This window comes from Lentzea kentuckyensis, from assembly GCF_002150765.1.
In the GTDB taxonomy this organism is placed as follows: domain Bacteria; phylum Actinomycetota; class Actinomycetes; order Mycobacteriales; family Pseudonocardiaceae; genus Lentzea; species Lentzea kentuckyensis.
Window position 1 is genome coordinate 22460 of the sequence record NZ_MUYM01000015.1, and the last position, 19921, is coordinate 42380.

At 69.3% G+C, this 19921-nt stretch carries 21 protein-coding genes; 7 read left to right on the forward strand and 14 right to left on the reverse strand.

Annotated elements, in window-relative coordinates; translation table 11 throughout:
• Positions 1-90 precede the first annotated feature (90 nt).
• The gene (locus B0F77_RS08440) at positions 91-729 is read left to right on the forward strand and encodes a MerR family transcriptional regulator (RefSeq protein WP_086662246.1); all 639 of its coding nucleotides are present in this window, start codon (positions 91-93) and stop codon (positions 727-729) included.
• 57 nt (positions 730-786) lie between these two features.
• Positions 787-1617, forward strand: a complete 831-nt coding sequence (locus tag B0F77_RS08445; protein WP_086662457.1) for an aminoglycoside phosphotransferase family protein — start codon at positions 787-789, stop codon at positions 1615-1617.
• A gap of 185 nt (positions 1618-1802) precedes the next feature.
• Here the strand turns inward: B0F77_RS08445 and B0F77_RS08450 are convergent, their stop codons facing one another.
• The 4 genes from B0F77_RS08450 to B0F77_RS08460 form a co-directional block, all read right to left on the reverse strand.
• A complete protein-coding gene (locus B0F77_RS08450) occupies positions 1803-2282 on the reverse strand; it encodes a GNAT family N-acetyltransferase (RefSeq protein WP_086662247.1) in 480 nt (159 codons plus the stop codon).
• Entirely contained in the window at positions 2279-2440 is a 162-nt protein-coding gene (locus B0F77_RS47775) for a hypothetical protein (RefSeq protein ID WP_158102646.1), read from the reverse strand. Before B0F77_RS47775 ends, B0F77_RS08450 begins: the two co-directional genes overlap by 4 nt.
• 115 nt (positions 2441-2555) lie before the next feature.
• On the reverse strand, positions 2556-3812 hold the full coding sequence (locus tag B0F77_RS08455) for a ribonuclease D (RefSeq protein ID WP_086662248.1): 1257 nt from the start codon (positions 3810-3812) through the stop codon (positions 2556-2558).
• 70 nt (positions 3813-3882) lie between these two features.
• Positions 3883-4599, reverse strand: a complete 717-nt coding sequence (locus B0F77_RS08460) for a response regulator (protein ID WP_015099292.1) — start codon at positions 4597-4599, stop codon at positions 3883-3885.
• Positions 4600-4854: 255 nt separating this feature from the next.
• Here B0F77_RS08460 and B0F77_RS08465 point away from each other — a divergent pair, with 255 nt between their 5' ends.
• Positions 4855-5997, forward strand: a complete 1143-nt coding sequence (locus B0F77_RS08465; RefSeq protein ID WP_086662249.1) for a dipeptidase — start codon at positions 4855-4857, stop codon at positions 5995-5997.
• Positions 5998-6004: 7 nt separating this feature from the next.
• On the opposite strand, the gene B0F77_RS08470 is transcribed toward B0F77_RS08465, so the two are convergent.
• Positions 6005-6553, reverse strand: coding sequence for a DUF3000 domain-containing protein (locus tag B0F77_RS08470; protein ID WP_245847888.1), 549 nt, complete (start codon positions 6551-6553; stop codon positions 6005-6007).
• A 72-nt stretch (positions 6554-6625) separates the two neighbouring features.
• On the opposite strand from B0F77_RS08470, the gene hemE reads away from it, so the two are divergent.
• Genes hemE through hemQ form a run of 3 tightly spaced genes read left to right on the forward strand, consistent with a single transcriptional unit; the run spans position 6626 to position 9803 of the window.
• Complete coding sequence (hemE, locus tag B0F77_RS08475) at positions 6626-7660, forward strand: uroporphyrinogen decarboxylase (RefSeq protein ID WP_086662251.1); 1035 nt, start codon at positions 6626-6628, stop codon at positions 7658-7660.
• A complete protein-coding gene (gene hemG / locus B0F77_RS08480) occupies positions 7660-9087 on the forward strand; it encodes a protoporphyrinogen oxidase (RefSeq protein ID WP_086662252.1) in 1428 nt (475 codons plus the stop codon). Before hemE ends, hemG begins: the two co-directional genes overlap by 1 nt.
• 23 nt (positions 9088-9110) lie before the next feature.
• Positions 9111-9803: a hydrogen peroxide-dependent heme synthase gene (gene hemQ / locus B0F77_RS08485; RefSeq protein WP_086662253.1), complete on the forward strand. Its 693-nt coding sequence runs from the start codon at positions 9111-9113 to the stop codon at positions 9801-9803.
• A gap of 51 nt (positions 9804-9854) precedes the next feature.
• Here the strand turns inward: hemQ and B0F77_RS08490 are convergent, their stop codons facing one another.
• From B0F77_RS08490 to B0F77_RS08530, 9 genes are all read right to left on the reverse strand, one after another.
• Positions 9855-12929, reverse strand: coding sequence for a S8 family peptidase (locus B0F77_RS08490; protein ID WP_086662254.1), 3075 nt, complete (start codon positions 12927-12929; stop codon positions 9855-9857).
• 175 nt (positions 12930-13104) lie between these two features.
• Positions 13105-13467 (reverse strand): SCO6045 C-terminal-like domain-containing protein, encoded by a 363-nt coding sequence (locus B0F77_RS08495; RefSeq protein WP_086662255.1) that lies wholly within the window; start codon positions 13465-13467, stop codon positions 13105-13107.
• A gap of 1 nt (position 13468) precedes the next feature.
• Positions 13469-14287, reverse strand: a complete 819-nt coding sequence (locus B0F77_RS08500; RefSeq protein WP_086662256.1) for an MbnB/TglH/ChrH family RiPP precursor modification enzyme — start codon at positions 14285-14287, stop codon at positions 13469-13471.
• Positions 14287-15069: a TIGR04222 domain-containing membrane protein gene (locus B0F77_RS08505; protein WP_158102647.1), complete on the reverse strand. Its 783-nt coding sequence runs from the start codon at positions 15067-15069 to the stop codon at positions 14287-14289. The genes B0F77_RS08500 and B0F77_RS08505 overlap by 1 nt, the downstream gene beginning before the upstream one ends.
• A gap of 23 nt (positions 15070-15092) precedes the next feature.
• Positions 15093-15890 (reverse strand): TIGR04222 domain-containing membrane protein, encoded by a 798-nt coding sequence (locus B0F77_RS08510; RefSeq protein ID WP_086662458.1) that lies wholly within the window; start codon positions 15888-15890, stop codon positions 15093-15095.
• 90 nt (positions 15891-15980) lie between these two features.
• Entirely contained in the window at positions 15981-16889 is a 909-nt protein-coding gene (locus B0F77_RS08515; protein WP_086662258.1) for a TIGR04222 domain-containing membrane protein, read from the reverse strand.
• 282 nt (positions 16890-17171) lie between these two features.
• Positions 17172-17594, reverse strand: coding sequence for a peptide-methionine (R)-S-oxide reductase MsrB (gene msrB, locus B0F77_RS08520; RefSeq protein ID WP_086662259.1), 423 nt, complete (start codon positions 17592-17594; stop codon positions 17172-17174).
• Between the two features lie 107 nt (positions 17595-17701).
• Entirely contained in the window at positions 17702-17992 is a 291-nt protein-coding gene (locus tag B0F77_RS08525) for a hypothetical protein (RefSeq protein WP_086662260.1), read from the reverse strand.
• A 212-nt stretch (positions 17993-18204) separates the two neighbouring features.
• Complete coding sequence (locus B0F77_RS08530; RefSeq protein ID WP_086662261.1) at positions 18205-19158, reverse strand: asparaginase; 954 nt, start codon at positions 19156-19158, stop codon at positions 18205-18207.
• A 102-nt stretch (positions 19159-19260) separates the two neighbouring features.
• Here B0F77_RS08530 and B0F77_RS08535 point away from each other — a divergent pair, with 102 nt between their 5' ends.
• Entirely contained in the window at positions 19261-19914 is a 654-nt protein-coding gene (locus B0F77_RS08535) for a GntR family transcriptional regulator (protein WP_086662262.1), read from the forward strand.
• Positions 19915-19921 lie beyond the last annotated feature (7 nt).

Genomic DNA, 19921 nt, shown 5'->3' on the forward strand with positions numbered 1-19921 from the left:
GGTGCCACCGGTATGCGGTCTTCAACATCTGAGCCCCCTGCGACGAATGGATAGCGGTACTCTCCGCTATCGGAAAGGTACACTATCCATATGCGTGTTGGCGAGCTTTCGAAGAGAAGCGGCGTCCCGGTGCCGACGATCAAGTACTACCTGCGTGAGGGACTGCTGCCGGCCGGCGTGCTGACCAGCCCGAACCAGGCCCACTACGACGACGAACACCTCCGTCGACTCCGGCTGGTGCGCGCGCTCGTGGACGTCGGCGGCCTGTCCATCGCGGCCGTCCGCGAGGTTCTCACCGCCGTCGACACCCGCGACGACTCGCTGCACAACAAGCTCGGCGCCGTGCAGGAGGCCATCAGCCAGCCGGGCTCGGTGGAACTCGACCCGCTCGCGATCGAGGACGTCCAGGCGTTCTTCGTGCGGCAGGGTGAAACCGAGTGCGTCGACGTCACCGAGAGCAACGTGACCCACATGCTCGCGGCCGCACTCTCCGCGGCGCGCTCGGTCGGCCACGACCACTTCCCCGAGCTCCTCGACCCCTACCTGGAGGCGATGAAGACCATCGCGCGAGCCGACCTCGAGTACGTCGTCCGCCGCGGGGCACACGACGACGTCATCGAGGCGATGGTCATCGGCACGCTCATCGGCGACACCGTCCTCAAGGCCGTCCGGCGGCTCGCGCACGCCCAGGTGTCGCGCGACGTGATCGGCCCCGGCGCCGAGAGCTGATATCCAATATATTGGTTAAGATCTTGTGTGAGTGCCGGCAGAAGCTAGGTTTTGGGCGTGCTCGAGACTGCCCCGGACCTGCCGGCCATCGCCTCTGTTCTGCTGCCCGGCGTACGGCTGGACGACGCCGTCGTCGCGGCTGACGGCAACATCCACCACGTGCTGCTGATCCCGGGTGTCGCCGCAGTCCGGGTCAGCAAGCGGCCGCTCGCCGCCGCGTCGATGCCCCGGCGGGTGGAGGTGTTGCGGCAGCTGGCTTCCGCCGGCCTGCCGTTCCAGGTTCCGGAGCCGCTCACGCCCGTGACCATGTTCGGTGATCGGGCCGCCGTCGCCGTGTCGTGGGTCGACGGGGTCGCCCTGCCCGAGGGAGCCGGCGATCCGGCGCAGGTCGCCGAGGTGCTGGCGGCCGTGAGCTCCGTGCCGCTGGACGACTCGCTGCTGGCGGTCCTGGACGACCGGGCCAAGGGGCCGTCGTGGTCGGCGATCGTCGCCGAGGAGATCATTCCCCGCCTGCCCGCTCGCTGGCAGGCCGAGGGACGGCGGCGCCTGGACGCCGTGCTGGCCCTCGAACCCGTGCCGGACGCCCTCGTGCACGGCGATCTCAGTGGCTCCAACGTGCACTGGTCGGCGGACGGAAAGCTGCTCGGCGTCCTCGACTGGGACATGGCCATGCCCGCCGACCCCGCCGTCGACGCCGCGCAGATGGCCTGGCACGGGTGGGACAACGTCCGCCGCGCCGTCCCCGCCGCGATATATCGCCGTGCCCGCACCTGGGACGCCCTGTTCGGCATCGGTCACCTGGTGGCCACCATGAACGGCCGCCCCATGACCAACCCCGACGGCTTCATCGCCGCGATCGTCCCCTGGCTGGAGGCCAACGCCGCGTGAGCTGCGCCTTAGCAATGGCTCTTTGGACTTCGTCCGCAAAAGACTCGTTGCAAGGGCCGATCCGGAGCGGTGAAAGACCGGGCGTCCGGTCGGAGAGGTCCCGAGGTGGAGCAGGTGGACGGGGAACCGCGCCGGACGGGCTTCGAGGCCGTCGCGCGGGCGACTGTCTCGCCAACGTCGGGCTGTCAGAGCCGTCGCTGCCAGCGGACCTCGCCGTCGTGCAGTTCGCCGGTGGAGGTCAGTCCGGCGGAGGCGGCGACGGCGGCGGACGCGTGGTGCTCTGGGTGGACGTGCGCCACGACCGTGTGCACCGGCTGGGTGCCGAGCCAGCCGACCAGACCTCCTGCGGCCTCACCCGCGATACCGCGGCCCTGCCACGGCGTGCCGACGACCCACGCGATCTCGGCGACCTCGTCGGCGATCGTCGCCTGGACGGTGCCGACGAGGCAGTTCTCGTCGCGGAGGTGGATCACCCAGTTCAGCCAGCGCTGGGCCGGGTCGGGTGAGCCCGCGGCCAGCCGTTCGTAGCGGGCTCGGAGGGCGGCCGGGTCGAGCGGGGTGCCGCCGATGAACGTGTGCAGCGCCGGGTCGGACAGGACCTCGGCCATCTCCGCGGCGTGCTCGGGCCGGAGCGGGAGCAGGTCCAGCCGGTCGGTGCCGATCATCGGACGTGGCGGTGCGGGAGGGCCACGACGAGGCCGTCGTGCAGCTCCCTGCCGAGGTCGCTGTGGTCGTCCGGCGTCAGGTGCTCGGCCATGTCCTCGGTGAACTCCTCCAGCTCGGTCCTCGACCGGCTCTTCAACGCCCTCTTCAGCGCCGCCACGTCCGACGACGCCGTTCGACGCGCTGACGGCGGCGCTCGGCGGTGCACTCGGCCTGTCCGGCCGGGAGCACGTCGAGGCCGCCGTCAACGCGCAGCTCGATTGATATATCGGATATCAGCTGGCCGGCGGCGGTGCTGTCGCCGTCAGTGCCTTGGCCATCGCTTCGAGCGTGAGCTCGATCTGCCACGACCGGGCCCCGCCCTCGCGCAGCACGGCGGCCACGGATTCGGGGGAGAGATCCTCTGGCGGCTGCCAGCAGGTGCGGCGCACCAGGTCGGGCAGCAGGAGGTTCTCCACCGGCAGGGTGTTGGCCTCGGCGATCGTGGCCAGACCGGTGCGGGCCGCGGCCAGGCGGGCGGCGGCGTCCGGGTCCTTGTCCGCCCAGCGGTTGGGCGGGGGCGGGCCGTCGTGCTGGCCCGCGGGTTCCGGGAGGTCCGACTTGGCCAGCGCCGCTGCCTTGCGCAGGGCGTTCATCCAGACGCCGGACATGCGGCGCTGGGCTCGGCCGCGGAAGACCGGCAGCGAGAGCAGTTCGGCTTCTGAGGCCGGGTTGCGGGCGGCCGCCTCCATCAGGGCGGAGTCCGGGAGGACTCGGCCGGGGGCGATGTCGCGTTCACGGGCCACTGCGTCACGGGCTTCCCAGAGGGAGCGGACCAGGGCCAGTTGCCGCTGGTTGCGCACGCGGTGGATACCCGACGTGCGCCGCCAGGGGTCGGTACGGGGGCGCGGCAATGGCGCCGTCCGTACCGCCTCGAACTCCTCGAGCGCCCAGGCGAGTTTGCCCTGGCGCTCCAGCTCGGTTTCGAGAACGTCGCGCAGCTGCACGAGCAGCTCCACGTCCAGAGCGGCATACGTCAGCCAGTCGGCAGGAAGGGGGCGGCGCGACCAGTCGGCCGCGCCGTGCCCCTTCTCCAGCCGATAGCCGAGCAGTCGCTCGACCAGCGTGCCCAATGCCACGCGTTCGAACCCAGCCAGCCTGCCCGCCAGCTCGGTGTCGAACAGCACGCCGGGTCGCAGCCCGAGTTCGGCGAGGCACGGCAGGTCCTGAGACGCCGCGTGCAACACCCACTCAGTGCCATCCAGCGCCCGCACCAGCGGGTCGAGCCGTCCGCCCAGGGCGATCGGGTCGACCAACCATGTGCCGGCGCCTTCCCGGCGCAGTTGCACCAGATAGGCACGCTGTGAGTAGCGGTAGCCCGAGGCTCGCTCGGTATCCACCGCGACCGGGCCCTTCGCCCCGGCGAGCGCGTCAGCGGCTCGCCGGAGCGCAGCAGGATCGGCGACCACGGGCGGGACCCCATCAGCAGGTTCCGTCAGCGGTACCGGATCTGGTCCGGTTGGTGCGGTTGGCTCGTCGGCGGGTACATCCACAGCGGATGACCCTACGACGATCGCACCACTCACAGGTGTTCTCGGCCGGTTCAGTGCTTCAAACCGGTATCTAACGGATCACGCCGGCACGCATGGCCAGCGCGACCATCTGAGCGCGATCCCCGGTGCCCAGCTTCCGGCCGATCCGCGACAGGTGAGACTTCACCGTCAACGCGGACAGGCTCAGAGCCTCGCCGATTTCCTTGTTGCTCTGGCCATCGGCGACCAGCTGGAGCACCTCGACCTCACGCGCGGAGAGTTCCCGCGGCGTGTTGTCGGTGCCCGGCACCCGAGTACCCGCTGCGAGTACTGGTGCCACGCTCGGATCTGCGTAAACGCCGCCATCGAGAACCCGGCGCACCCCGTCGGTGACCACCATCGGAGAGGCGGACTTCAGGAGGTACGCCTGGGCGCCCGCCTGGAAGGCCGACCTGACCGCGTAGGGGTCGTCGGAGGATGCGAGGACCACGATGCGGGGCCAGCCCTGGGCACGGAGTTCCGTGACCAGGTCGATGCCGGTGCCATCCGGCAGGCCCAGATCGAGGATCGCGAGGTCGCACGGTCCGGTTGCAAGTGCCCGCGCCCGAGCCTCTGCCACCGATGCGGCCTCATGCACTGTCCCGGCTCCCATTTGGGTGAGCCGAGCTGATATCGCCTCCCTCAGCAGTGGGTGGTCGTCGACCACCAGCACTGAAAAAAGCTCTTCCCGCGGGTGCGGGACCATGTTCGCCGGCAACGAGCCGGCTGGCGTGGTACGAACGGCCTGACCTAAGCCGACGGCAGCCACGTCACTACCTCCCTGGAGTCGGTCGTGCCCCCCGACCGGCACCGGAGACTTTCGTCCAATCAGCCGCGCCACTGATCGACCGAAAGTGGTGTCGTCTGGGGCAGCGTAGCCGCCCATGCGGGTCTACGGGACGATCAATCGGGTATCTATCCCTATTGAGTTGTGACAGATGGCCTCATGTGTCACACGATTGGATGACAACTAGATAGGGGGTGTAACGCGGACCCCTCTCGGAGCGACATCTAGGAGTTGGTTGTGTCGAGCAGTTCTGGTCACGAGCGAGCGCGGGCATTGCTCCAGCGTGTGCCCCTCGTCGACGGCCACAACGATCTTCCGTGGGCTCTGCGCGAGTTCGGCGAGGGAACTGGCGAGGACGTCTACACGACGGCCGCCAAGATCGATCTCACGGAACGTCATCCCAGCCTGCACACCGACATCGTGAAAATGCGCGAGGGCGGCTTGGGGATGCAGTTCTGGTCCGTCTGGATTCCCGGCAGGCTCGCCGGCGACGGAGCCGTCACGGCGGTGCTGGAGCAGGTCGAACTGGTCTACGAACTGGCCGGCCGGTACTCCGATCACCTCGCCATCGCGACCACCGCCGCGGAGGCTGAAAAAGTTTTCGCGTCCGGGCGTGTCGCGTCCCTCCTGGGGGCGGAGGGCGGACATTCCATCAACTCTTCACTCGGTGTTCTGCGGGCCCTGCGCCGGCTGGGCGTCCGCTACATGACGCTCACCCACAACGACAACACGCCGTGGGCCGACAGTGCCACTGACCAGCCGGAACACGGCGGCCTCACCGAGTTCGGCCGCGACGTCGTGCGCGAGATGAACCGGATCGGCATGCTCGTCGACCTGAGCCACGTCGCGCCCAGCACGATGCACGCGGCGCTCGACACGAGCGTCAAGCCCGTCATCTTCAGCCACTCGTCGTGCCGCCACGTCGCGGACCATCCGCGCAACATCCCGGACGACGTTCTGGTCAAACTGAGGGCCAACGGCGGTGTGGCCATGATCACATTCGTTCCGGACTTCGTGTCACCGCGTGTCGCTGAATGGGACGCAGCCCTTCGTGACGCGATGACCTCCGCCGGCGCGAGCCATGCCGACATGGGGGAGCGCAAGACGTTCAGCGAGAAGTGGTCGGTGGACAACCCGAAGCCGGGCGCCACTCTCGACGACGTCGTCAAGCACGTCGAGCACGCGCGTGAGGTCGTCGGCATCGACCACATCGGTCTCGGTGGCGACTACGACGGCGTGAAGTCGCTCCCGCGGGGGCTCGAGGACGTCTCGACCTACCCGAACCTCATCGGCGCGCTGCTCGACAGGGGCTGGTCCGAGGACGACTGCGCGAAGCTCGCGGGCGCGAACATCCTGCGCGTCCTCGACGAGGCCGACTGAGGCCCCGCTAAGGCTGGCGCTGTCCGAACATGGTGACGCCGACCGGCGGCAGCCCCACGGCTGTCGCCATCAGCTCGTAGAACGCGGTGCCGTGCTCGGCGAGTTCTCCGTCGAGCGCGGTCCACGACGCGCGCAGCTCCAGATCATCCGTGCGAGCCGGTCCCGCGATGTCGCCGAACCGCGCCGACGACGTCTGCGTCACGGTGCCGCCCAGCGCGGTGAACCCGGCCCCGGACTGCTCCAGCGCCTCGGTCAGCCACGACCACCCGACCTCGGGCAACAGGGGGTCCGACGCGAGCTCGTGGTCCAGTTCGACGCGCACGTACGCCACAACGCGCAGGACACCGCCCCACGCCTCGTCGCCGTCCGGGTCGTGCAGCAGCACGAGCCTCCCGGTCGACAGCTCGTCCGACGGGCCGGTGACCTCCGCCGTCAGCGCGTACGCCCACGGAGCGAGCCGCTGCGGTGGGCGAACTTCGGTGAGTTCGATCTCGGGCCTGTGGCGAACCGACTTGAGCGTCCCCACCGCCCGGCGGAAGATTTCCGGCTCGGTCACACAACTGACTGTATGCCTCGCAAACCGACCGAGTGACGGCGGCACGCCGGGGCGTGGGACCATGAAAGCGATATGAGCGCACAAGTTCCCCTCCTCGTGGCCGCAAGTGGCGGCACCCCGTCGCACACCCCTGTCTGGTTCATGAGGCAGGCGGGACGGTCGTTGCCCGAGTACCGGGCACTTCGCCAGGGCACCGCGATGCTCGACGCCTGCATGGACCCGCAGATGGTCTGCGAGATCACCATGCAGCCGATCCGGCGGCACGGCGTCGACGGCGCGATCCTCTTCTCCGACATCGTGGTGCCTCTCAAGGCGGCCGGTGTCGACCTCGACATCGTCGCGGGCACCGGTCCCGTGGTCGCGAACCCGGTCCGGACGCTCGACGACGTGAAAGCGCTCCCCGAGCTGCACGCCGAGCAGGTCCAGCCGGTCGCGGACGCCATCGGGTTGCTGCTCAAGGAACTGCCGGCCGAGGTCGCCCTGATCGGGTTCGCCGGCGCGCCGTTCACGCTCGCCTCCTACCTCGTCGAGGGCGGGCCGAGCAAGAACCACGAGCGCACCAAGGCGCTCATGCACGGCAACCCCGAGCTGTGGCACGCGCTGCTCGCCAAGATCGCGGACGTCACGGCGGCGTTCCTGCACGCGCAGCTCGACGCGGGCGTGCAGGCGGTCCAGCTGTTCGACTCGTGGGCTGGCGCGCTGTCCGAGCGCGACTACCGCGAGTTCGTGCTGCCGCACTCGAAGCGCGTGCTCGAGACGATCTCCACCGTGCCGCGCATCCACTTCGGCGTCGGCACCGGTGAGCTGCTGCCCGCCATGCGCGAGGCCGGCGCGGACGTCGTCGGCGTCGACTGGCGGATCCCGCTGGACGTCGCGGTCGAGCGCCTCGAGCAGGCCGCTCCGGAACTGCCGAAGCCGGTCGTGCAGGGCAACCTCGACCCGGCGTTGTTCTTCGCGGGCTTCGACGCCGTCGAACGCGAGGTGCGCCGCATCCACGCCGAGGGCAAGGCCGCCGCCGGCCACATCTTCAACCTCGGCCACGGCGTGCTCCCCGACACCGATCCGGAGATCATCACCCGGACCGTCGAACTGATCCACAGCTTGTAATGCACGCAAGAGCGCCGCATGTCGCCGTCGTCGGGGGAGGTATCTCCGGCCTGGCCGCCGCGCACCGGTTGCGGATGCTGCTCGGCCCGGCGGCCAGGATCACGGTGATCGAGCAGTCCGACCGCCTCGGCGGCAAGCTGCGCACCATCGAACTCGGTGGCGTGCGCTTCGACGTGGGCGCGGAGGCGTTCCTGCATCGCAAGCCCGAGGCGCAGGAGCTGATCGCCGAGGTCGGGCTGCAGGACCACGTCGTGCACCCGACGGGGGCGAAGGCGAGCGTCCACGCGGCCAGGCGCACGCACCAGCTGCCCGCGCACACGTTCATGGGCGTTCCGGCGAGCGTCGAGACCGTGCGGCACATGCTGTCGTCCGAGGGCGCGCTGCGGGTCGAGATGGAACCGACGCTGCCGCCGATCGAGCTCAGGGGTGGCGACGTCGCCGTCGGCGCGCTCGTGAAGGACAGGTTCGGCCCGGAGGTCGGCGACCGGCTGGTGAGCCCGCTGCTGGGCGGGGTCTACGCGGGCCGGGCGGACGAGCTGGGCCTGCGCGCCACGATGCCGCAGATCGCGACGCTGCTGGACAAGGGCGTCGGCTCGTTGCTCGCGGCCGCCGCGATGATGATGCCCGCGCCGCCGCAGCCCCGTGCCGCGCGCCCGCCGGTGTTCGCGTCGCTGAGCAGCGGCGTCCAGACGCTGGTCGACCGGCTCGCCGAGGTCGCGAAGCCGGAGGTCCGGCTGGGCCTGCCGGTCCGCGTGCTGTCGTGGCAGGGCGACGGCTGGCGGCTGGAGATCGGCTCGGCCGCGACCCCGGAGTACCTGGAGTGCGACGGTGTCGTGCTCGCGGTCCCTGCCCCGTCCGCGCGCAAGCTGCTGTCCGAGATCGCGCCGCAGGTGTCCGCCGCGTACGGCAAGGTCGAGGTCGCCTCGATGGCCGTGGTCGCGCTGGCGCTGCCGCCGGGCACCGTGCTGCCGGACCGCTCCGGCGTCCTGATCGCGGAGGGGGAGCGGTACAGCGACCGCATCACCCCGTTCACCGCCAAGGCGTTCACGTTCTCCAGCCGCAAGTGGTCCCACTACGGCGGACCGGTCGTGCTGCGCGGTTCGGTCGGCAGGCACGGCGAGACGGCGCTGCTGCAGCGCAGCGACGCCGACCTGGTCAAAGCCGTGCGCAACGACCTGCACGAACTGACCGGCGTCACGGCGGCGCCCATCGACTACGTGGTGCAACGCTGGGGCGGCGGGCTGCCGCAGTACGGCGTCGGGCACGTCGACCTGGTCGACACGATCGAGCGGGGCATCGCCGACGTACCGGGCCTCGCCGTGGCGGGCGCCACGCTGCACGGCGTCGGCGTACCCGCGTGCATCGCCACCGCGGACGCGGCCGCCGCCCGTGTCGCAGCACACCTGCTGGGCCGCGTTCGGCGTTGAGCGGCCCGTGCCAAGATGGACGTATGGCGCGCCTGAACTACAACGAGCTCAACGACACCATCCGCTACACGATGTGGTCTGTGTTCCGGGTCGAACCCGGCAAGCTGCCGGAGGACCGTTCAGCGGCCGCGAACGAGACCCAGAGCTACCTGGACGCGTTGGAGGGCAAGGGCGTCGTCGTCCGCGGCGTCTACGACCTGGCCGGTCTGCGGGCCGACGCGGACTTCATGATCTGGTGGCACGCCGAGGAGATCGAGCAGGTGCAGGCCGCCTACACGGGCTTCCGCCGCACCCCGCTCGGCAAGGTCTCCACGCCGGTCTGGTCGCAGGTCGCCCTGCACCGCCCGGCGGAGTTCAACCGCAGCCACATCCCCGCGTTCCTCGCGGGTGAGGAAGCGCGCAAGTACGTGTGCGTCTACCCGTTCGTGCGCTCCTACGAGTGGTACCTGCTGCCGGAGGAGGACCGCCGCAAGATGCTGGCGGACCACGGCAAGGAAGCCCGCGACTTCCCGGACGTGCGCGCGAACACCGTCGCGTCGTTCGCGCTGGGCGACTACGAGTGGCTGCTCGCGTTCGAGGCGGACGAGCTGCACCGGATCGTCGACCTGATGCGTCACCTGCGTGGCACCGAAGCGCGGCTGCACGTGCGCGAGGAGATCCCGTTCTACACGGGCACGCGCATTCCGGCGGCCGAGCTCGTCACGAACCTGCCGTAGCAACGAGAAAAAGGGCCGCCCCGTGGAGGGCGGCCCTTTTCCGTCACTGCACTACGCCACCTTGTAGGCGTGGATCACGGTGATCTCGACCGTGTTGCCCTTGGCGTCCTTCGCCGTGGCCTTCAACGAGGTCCACTTGGCGCCCGCCGGGTGGTAGATCAACGCGCTGTTGCCGACCACACCCGCGTTGCGCCACGACTTGCCGTCGTCGTGCGAGTACTGCACGCCGGTGATGCGCACCTTGCCCGTGTCGCCGCTGGACTGGGTGAGCAAACCGATGCGCTGCAACGTGCCCGCGGGCACCGCGCCGTTGTCGTCGAGCTTGGGCATGAACCGCACGACGTTCAACGGAATGGTGCTGACCTCGCCCGGCACGCCCTTGGACCTGAACGTCCACACCCCGGACACCTTGCTGGTGAACTCGAACTGCGAGCTCCGGTCGAGGTTCGCCTCCACGCGGAAGTCGGCCTCCGGCAGCGGCACGTTCTGGAAGGGGCTGCCGTCGTTCTCCCCGATCAGCGCACCGTTGCGGTAGAGGGAGGCCTTGAAGCTGTCCACAGTGGAGCCACCCTGGCCGTTGTTCGCGTCGCTCAGCATCGGAACGCTGACGTACAGCTGCGTGCCGGACCGCTGGCCGTACGGGTACGGGGCCTCGGGCAGCGCCGGCGAGAACACCGGCTGGTTCTCCCGCTCCTGGTAGGTCTTGCCGGCCTCGTACGTGCGGAGTCCGGAGACGGTCTGCTCACCGGCGCCGTTCGCGTGGGTGATGCTCACGATCGACTGCCAGCGCACGTCCTCGGTCGTCACGTAGTCGACCGCCTTGCTGCCCGCCGGCACCTGGTAGAGCGCCGAACCGCCGCCCAGGCCGTACACCGACATCGGCAACTCGCCCTTGCTCGCCACGCTGTCCGGCTTGAGACCGCCGATGGTGGCCTCGACGCGAGCCAGGTCGCTCTTGGCCGGTGCGCGGTTGAGGCCGTTCGGCAGGCTGCCGCCGAACGGGTAGGACAACCGGTAGTAGACGCTCGCGTCAGCCACGGTGTTCGCGTGCAGCGTCGCCAGCGACGACAGCTCGTTCGGTGAGAGCGGTCCGCCGACCTGGGCCGCCGAGATGCCCTCGAAACCGGCGAACGAGACCAGGCCCGCCTGCACGATCTGCTGGCCGTACACGCGCCGGTAGGCGAGCTCACCTGCCACGAAGTTGCCGGTGGCTTCCGGTGCCTTCACCGACAGCGGCTGCGCGAGCCGGGCGTCCTGCTTGATCGTCAGGTCGCCGGTCAGCTTCACGGTCGGCTGGAGCACCAGGTCGAGGCCCTGTGCGGAGCTCAGCGTCGACTCGACCGAGTAGGTGCCCTTCGGCAGGCGGACCTTCTGGTCACCGGCGCCGAAGATCGCCTTGAACCCCCTGGTGTCCAGGCCGTCGATGAACGTCATGGCGCTCGCCGGGTCCTGCCCGTCCTTGGCGGTCAGGTCGATGGTGAGGGTGTAGCTCTCGACCTCGCGGTCGACGCCGACGAGCGTGCGGACGGTGTGCGTGCCGGACGTGGCGACGACCTCGCCGGTGTACGCGGCGTCCTGGGTGCCGACGCGGGTGTCACCGGTGACGTTGACCGACGCGGTGCCCTTGGCGGGGACCGTGACCTTCGTGGCGCCGAGCGAGAACATGCCCTGCGGCGCACCGCTGGTCAGTTTCACGTCGAGCGTGATCGCCGCGTCGGTCGGGTTGTTGTAGGTGATCGCCTTGGTCTCCGGCTTGTCGTCACCGTGCGGCCACTCGTGCCGGCCGAGGTTCACCGCGACGACGTCGGCGGTCAGCACCTGGTTGATCGCCTTCGACACGTCGATGCGGCCCGCACCCTGGTCGAACGCGCTGACGCCCGCCGTCGGCTTGGCCGTGGTGGCCAGCGCCGACTTGAGCTGCGCCGGCGTCCATTCCGGGTGCTGCGACTTCAGCAACGCCGCCGCGCCCGCCACGTGCGGCGTCGCCATGGACGTGCCGCTCGCCGCGAGGTGCTCGCCGTTGGTGCCCGCCTTGGCCGCGACGATGCCGACGCCCGGTGCGGTCACCTCGGGCTTGAGGCCGCTGTCTCCAACGCGAGGGCCCTTGCTGGAGAAGAAGGCGAGCGAGTCGTCGCGGTCCACCGCGCCGACCGACAGCGCGGCTTCGGCGGTGCTGGGCGAGCTGACGGTGCCCGGCGAACCGGAGTTGCCCGCCGCGATCACGAACAACGTGCCGTACTGGGCGGTCAGCTCGTTGACCGCCTGCTCGAGCGGGTCGATCTCGGGGGTGTCGCCACCACCGAGGCTCATGTTGACGACCTGGGCGCCCTGCTCGGCGGCCCAGCGCATGCCGTCGAGGATCCAGGACTCCTGGCAGCCGAACTCGACGCAGACCTTGGCGTCGATCAGCTGCGCGCCCGGTGCGACGCCGCCGTACTTCGAGTCGTGGCTCGCGACGGTCGAGCCGACGTGCGTGCCGTGGCCGACGTTGTCGGTGTTGTCGGGGTCGGTGGTGAAGTTCTTCTCCGCGATCTGCTGACCCACGAGGTCGGGGTGCTTCTCGTCGACACCGGTGTCGACGATGGCGACCTTGACCCCCTTGCCGGTGATGCCGCGCTGGTGGGCGGCCGGCGCGCCGATCTGGGCCACGCTGCGGTCCAGGCTGGGCTTGCGGATGCCGTCCAGCCAGACCTTGTCACCGGAGTCGGTCTCGGCCTTGAGAGCGCTCCAGTCGTTGGAGGAGCGCGCGGCGAGTCTGGCCTGACCGTCCACGATCAACGGCATCCGGTCGCGGTAGCCGAACTCCAGCAACGTGGTGACGTCGAAGAGTCTGCGGTCGAGCCGGCCCGCCGCCAGGGGCCCGAGCGCGTCCTTCGGGACGACCGTCGTGTGGCCGTCGGTACCGCGGTGCGTCTTGAACTTCATGCCCTGGCGACCCTCACCGGGCCGGATCGCGACGACCTGCTGTCCCTGTCCCAGCAGGACCTTGTCGCCGGTGACGAGCGTGACCTCGTCGATCGCCTTCTTCTGGGTGCTGCCCTGTGGTGCGGCGGTGGCGACCGCCGGCATCGCTGTCAGTGCGAGTGCGATGAACGCCGCACCCAGCACTTTGGATTTTCCGCGCATTCGAATCCCCTCATGGTTCGAATTTCTGCGCGCTGTGGTCCGCGCAGGCCGGAAGGCCTTCCGCGGCAAAGCGAAGGCAATGCGAAAAGGTCCCCCAACGCTTTCGAACGTATCGATGGTGGCTTGGGTCACACAGGGCTGAACGGGGGATTCTTGGTGGGGAAAAGTTCGCCCGTCAGTTCGATTGCCAGAACTTCCAGCGCGGCTTGCGATTCACCGCCAGTTCGCCGGAAGCGCGGCACCATTCGGCGAACGCGGCGGCGTCCTCGCGCGCCCGGGAGCCCGCCCGACGTGGATGTTCGACGGCGTAGGCGTCGAAGAGCGGCCGAAACCGGTCGCCGAGCTCGTCGGCGACCGCGGGGCCCAGCATCCGCACGATGCTGCGGCGTTTCGACAGCAACGCACGCCGCTCGACGGCGATTCGTTGTTCGTCGAATCCCGCCGGAACAGGTCCTTTTGCGAGCAAAGTGTTTAGCAGTTCGGCCTGCTGGGAGGCAAGCCTTTCGCGTGCGGCCGAAATGTCATTCTGGTCGATCATTTCACCCACGGTGTTTGTCCACGACGGCGCGGATCGCGGCCAGTTCGGACGCGATTTCGGAGTCGGACGGGTAGTTGTCGTCGCGCTCCAGCAGAACGCCGGGTGGCCGCACCCGCGAGCACAGTTCGTCGAGAACGCCGAGTACCTCCGGCAGCACCGCGTGGGCGTGCGTGTCGTGGTAGATGTCGCCGTGCTGTTCGCCGCCGGCCACGTGCACGTAGGCCAGGCGCTCCAACGGGATCTCGTCGAGGAACCGTTCCGGGTCCGTGCCGATGTTGCGGGCGTTCGCGTACAGGTTCGCGACGTCGACGAGCAGCCAGCAGTCCGTGCGTTCGACGAGCTCGGCGAGGAACTGCCCCTCGGACAGCTCGCCGTCCGGCCACTCCAGCAGCGCGGCGATGTTCTCCAGCGCGAGCGGTACGGGCAGCTCGCGCTGTGCCAGTTTGACGTTCGCGACGAGCACGTCGAGCGCGTCCCTGGTGCGGGGTACCGGCATCAGGTGGCCGGAGTCGAGCCCGCCCGCCCGCACGAAGCACACGTGGTCGCTCACCATCGGCGCGCCGACCGCCTCGGCGATCTCACCCAGGTGCTGCACCCTCTTGAGGTCGACCTCGTCCGCGCCGCCCAGCGACAGCGACACGGCGTGGGGGAGCACCGGGACGCCGCGTTCCAGCAGCAGCGTCACCGACTCCGGCAGGTGTCCGATGTGGAGGTTCTCGGCGACGACCTCGACGAAGTCCACGCCGGGCAGCCGTTCCACGGTCAGGTCGATCTCCGAGCGCCAGCCGATGCCGACACCCAGGTCCGTGATGCCCGCCATCAGTCGCCTCCTCCGCCACCACCGCAGCCTCCGCCGCCACAGCTGCTGCCGCTCGACGAACAGCTGCTGCCCGACGACGAACAACTGCTGCTACTGCTACCACATCCGCTGCCGCAGCTGCTGCAGCTCGACGCCGACCCGCAGCCGCCACCGTCCGAAGAGGACTTCCGTGCGCGCCGCCGCTTGAGCGGGATCATCTTGACCACGCTCTGCGAGAGCTCGAAGAGATCGCCGACCCGGTGGCCGCCGACCTTGCCGCAGAAGCCGTACAGGGCCACCGCGTACACCCGGTCACTCGCGCTCACCGGCCGCAGCGCCTCCTTGCCCGCCGTGGTGACCGGGCCGCGGCCGCGTTGCCAGGTGAAGAACAGCAGGGCGATCGGCACACCGATGAAGAACGCCGGTTCGTTGAAACCGAGCAGGACCAGCCCTCCCGCGATCGCGAGGGAGAACCACCACGCCTCGTGGCGGCGGCGAGGGCGTTGCATCAGCCGCCGGTCGAGCAGGTGCTGGTGCAGCTGCGCCATCTCCGTGCTGTTCGCGGCGGACTGCACGATCGTGTCGAACCGGACGGCGGAGCGCGCGTAGCTCAGGATCCGCGCCTCGACCGCCGTGGTGGCGCCGTGGTTGTTGCTGTGCACGGCCGTGACGAGGCCGTCGCGCGAGACCCGCACGAGGCCCGCGTCGATCAGTCGGGCCAGTGCGGCCTCGGCGGCCCGGCCGGGTCCCGCGGTCAGGTAGCCGACCTGTTCCGCGGACAGCTGTGTCGTCTGTGAGGTCATCGGTGTGACCATCGGATTCCCCCTCAACTGCTGGAACTGCTGCAGCTGCTGCTGGAACTGCTGCAGCTGCTGCTACTGCTGGAGCAGCTACTAGAACTGCTGCAGCTGCTCGAACTGTTGCAGTTGCTGGACGAACAACTGCTTCCGCTGGAACAACTCGACGTGCCGCCGCAGCTGTGGTGGCTCCAGTCGTACGAGCTGCTGCAGCTGCTACCGCATCCGCCACCGTGCGAAGTGGACCTTTGCTGGTGGTGCTTGCCCCTGCGCAGACCGAACAACGCCACGTGGTCCGCACCGCTGCGCGGGTTCCGGAACGCGTACCGGAGCACCGTCTTGCCGTGCGACGTGAGCCGGCCCTTGTTCCGCAGGACCACCACGGCGAGGAACAGCAGGATCGCCGTCAGCACGAGCACCTTCGCGTCGAACAGGATCGCGGCGGGGAAGGACGCGACGGCCAGCACGAACAACAGGGCCCGGAACCCGCCCCTGCCCTTGCCGCTCGCCGGGCGCACCATCGAGCGGGCGATCAGGCTGTGGTGCAGCGCGGCCATCTCGTTGCTGCGCATCGCCACCTGGACGACCTGGTGGATCGGCCGAGAGGTGCCGTGCAACCCGGCGAGGACGTACGCCTCCAGCGCTGTCGTCGCGCCGTAGCCGTTCTGGTGGACGGCGGTCACGACCCCCTCGCGGGAGACCCGCACGAGACCGCCGTCCATCAGCCGGGCGAGCACGGCTTCCGCCGCCCTGCCCGGTCCCCCTGCCAGGAACCCGATCTCCTCCGCGGACCAGACCGTCTGCTGCGGTGTCGAAGATTTGGACATCAGCACTCCCCTTCACTGGTGCCAGTGCATCTTCGACGTGAGATCTACCCCTGGGTTCCTGGTGTTACCTGAATCAGTCCGGACAACGGATCAGCCTCCGCCGCCGCCGCAGCCCCCACCGCAGCCGCCGCCCCCGCCGCAACTGCTTCCGCTCGAACACGAGGAAGAACTGCTCGAACACGAGCTGTAGCTGGTGCCGCCGTCCCCGCTGTAGCCCGAGTACGAACCGGAGCCGGAGGAGGCGAGCAGTGCGCTGCGCACCGCCAGATCCGGGTGGATGGCCAAGCCGCCGAACAGGACCACCCCCGCCGCGCCCGCGTACAGGGCAGCCTCCGAGGCCGCCGCCCCGTGGCCTTTCGTGGTGCGGGCCGCGTTCAGGACGCTGTTCCCCTTGCTGGTGCGCAGATGCTTGCCGCGTCGCGTGAGAACGAAGATCAGCACGCCGGTGATGACGAGCTGCAACGTCAGCCAGCCGACGGGCGCGTCGATCGTGATGCCGTTGAGCCAGCGGGCGACACCGATCGCGAGCAGCACCCACAACGCGATGGATCCCTTGCGCAGCGCGCTTTTCGCGACCGCCGGGTTGACCACCAGGCCCATGTCCTCGAGCCGCTGGCCGATCGCCAGCACCACGCCGTCAGCGGACATGGCCGGGATCATCAGGTTCACGGTGCGGTTGGTGTAGCGCTGGGCGTCGGTGATGACGGCGCGGTCCACCGGGTTGAGCGACTTCGTGGTGGAAGTGGCTTGCACGGCGCCACGCCGTGAAGTGCGAAGCTCACCCGTGGTGAGCAACCGCGCGATGGCCGTCTCGACCACGCGCCTCGGACCGCCCGCGAGATACGCGAGCTCGTCCATGTCCAGGGAGCGCACGGGCCGGCCGCTGTGGCCGGCCCGCACGCGTACCCGAACGACGATCGCGACCAGCACGGCCAGTGCCAGTCCGATCCAGTAGAGCTGAAGGAACTCAGGTCCGGACAATCCCCAAGGTCTCTGCATGCGACCCACCCCCTGACTGCCCCGAAAGTGCTTCGGTGGCGTCCATGGTGTGGTCCGGGACACATGCTCACAAGGCTTGTTGACGAAGCCTTAGGGTTGTCCGCTTTCTGTCAATGATCGGCTGAATCGACGATCTGGCCAGCTGGACGATCCGGGCTAGCTCGACGATCCGCCGTCGACTCCGCCGGAGCCTTCGCCGTCGGTACCCCAAAGGGCGATCGAGAAGTTCATTGTGCCTCCCAGGTCCGTCCGGTCCAGTCCGACCGGACTCGACTCAGTCTCCTATTCGGACGGAACGAGTTTCAAGGAGACGGAGTTGATGCAGTAACGCTGATCGGTCGGAGTCGGGTACCCCTCACCTTCGAAAACATGCCCGAGGTGGCTGTGACACGCGGCACAGAGCACCTCGACGCGGGTCATGCCGAGTGCGCGGTCCTCCCGCAGGATGACCGAGTCGCCGGCCAACGGGGAGAAGAACGACGGCCAGCCGCAGTGCGAGTCGAACTTGGTGTCGCTGCGGAACAGTTCGGCCCCGCACGCACGGCACTCGTAGACGCCCTCGGTCTTGGTCTCGGTGTACTCGCCCGTCCACGGACGCTCGGTACCGGCCTGGCGCAGCACCGCGTACTCGGCGGGGTTGAGCTGGGCGCGCCATTCCTCTTCGGAACGCACGACTTTCGGGGTGGCGCCGACAACAGGTTCCATGTCCCTTTATAACGCGGCCACCGGCGCCGGGCTTCCCGGTCGTGGCCCGGCTCGCACCGCCGTAAGGGCTCGTTAAGGAGTCGCTCCGGGTCGGCCCAGGAGATGGTTCAGAAGATGATGGCGAGGATGTCGCCCAGCGCGAACCAGATCGTGAGGATGACGCCCAGCAGGATCAGCCCGACGACGATGACGGCCACCAGCCGCTGGTGCCCGGTCGTGCGGTTCGCCGAGTCGGCGAAGTCCTGCACGCCTTCCAGGTAGCCCTCGACGGTGTAGCCGGGGCGCTGCCGCTTCATCTTGTCGAGATGCGCGGCGAACGCCTTCGTCTCGGGGTCGTGGGGGTCGAGGCCGATCAGTTCCTCCTGGAACTTCTCGCTCTCGTCCTTCGAATCGCCCATAACCCCCAGCTTAGTGCCAGGGGAGTGGGATTCAGGCGTGCTCGTGTTCACGCCCGTGTGGGGGCCAAGCGGCACCGTGGCGAGGTTGACGCGAGGTTGACGCCGACGTGTGGACGTTGATTCGCATGTTGACTGGAATCAACATGTTGACGGATCTGTACACAGGTAGATCCGTCAACATGCGATCAACGTCCGATCAACTGCACGCGGGTTCAGCCTGCGAGGGCGAGCGCGGGCTTGACGGCGCCCACCATGCGGCCGTGACCGAGCACCGGCACCGTGGCGAGGTCCTCGATCTTGCTGACGTCCACGCCCAGCCGCTTGAGCACCGCGACGACGACGACCGCGCGGGCGCGGGACGAGCCGTCGGCGATCTTCAGCGCGACACCCTCGCCGGTGGGCAGGCCGACCGCGTAGACGCCCTCGGCGCCGTCCTTGGCGATGACCCCGGGCAGGGCGGCCATCAGCACGGTGACGTCACGCCCCGTGCCGCCGACCCACTCCGGGTAGGCGTTCATCGCGGCGGCCACGCGGTGCTCGAGGGTTCCGGCGGGCGCGGCGGCCAGACGGCCGAACGCGCGCGCCAGGCCCGTGAGGCTGATGGCGAAGATCGGGGCTCCGCAGCCGTCGACGCCGACCTGGGCGACCGGCTCGCCGGCGACGTCCTCGATCGTCGCGCGGGTCGCGACCTGCAGCGGGTGGGTCGGGTCCAGGTAGTTGTCGGTGGACCAGCCGTTGACCACGCAGGTGGCGAGCATGGCCGCGTGCTTGCCGGAACAGTTCATGTACTTAGGCGCGGGGGACAGGCCGCGAGCCAGGTGCTGGGCGCGGGCCTCGTCGCCGAGCGGGAGGTCCGGCGTGCACTGCAGGGCGTCCTCGGACAGGCCCGCGGACGCCAGGATCTCCAGCGCGCCCGCGACGTGGAAGTCCTCGCCCGAGTGGGAGGCGCAGGCCAGGGCGAGCAACGCGCCGTCGAGGTCGAGGCCGCTGCGCAGCATCGCGAGGGCCTGCAGCGGCTTGTTCGACGAGCGTGGGAACGCCACGTCGTCCGGGCGCCCGATCGACAGTGCGGGGGTGCCCGAGATGTCCGTGGCGACGACGGTGCCGTGGTGCACCGACTCCAGGAAGTCGCCCCGCCAGACCTCTGCCACGACCTCGTGTCCCATGGCGCCCCTCCTGAAGTCGAAGAAACTGCCAACTGTCGACAGTTGACAACGTGGCTAGTGTAACCAGGAGACGGCCGGTGCCGTCCAGATCAGGAGACGAAGGTGACACCTCCGACCCCGCTGCATCTCAGTCTGGCCGGGCAGGCCGTGGACGTCTTGCGCGAACAGGTGCTCACCGGTGAGATCCCGCCGGGCTCCCGGGTCAACGAGGTCGAGGTCGCGCAGAAGCTCGGCATCAGCCGCGGTCCGTTGCGTGAGGCGATCCGGCACCTGGCCTCCGAGGGGTTGCTGACGCTGGTGCCGCACCGGGGCGCGTTCGTACCCGACGCCGACGCGGACGAGGTCAAGGCCCTGTTCGAACTGCGCGCGGCGCTGGAATGCGCGGCCGCGGAACTGGCGGCGTCTCGGCGGACCGACGTCGACCTGGTCCGGTTGCACGAGGTGTGCGCGGAGAGCCGGCGCAACTACAAGACCGGGCAGCCGTTCCCGTACCGGCTGGATCTCGCGTTCCACCAGACGTTGATCGAGGCGGCCCGCAGCCCGCGCATCGCCGAGCAGGTGCGGCTCGTGCAGCAGCGAGTTGTTCTTCTCCGCAGCGCGCTGGAGGACGACCCGCCGCACCAGCACGCGTCGATGGACGACCACGACGAACTCGTCAAAGCGATCGCGGACGGTGACGCGGCCAAGGCGTCGACGGTGATGCGGCGGCACCTCTCTCGCGTGTGTGCACAGATGATGACGAGCTTGAACCACTAACTTTCGA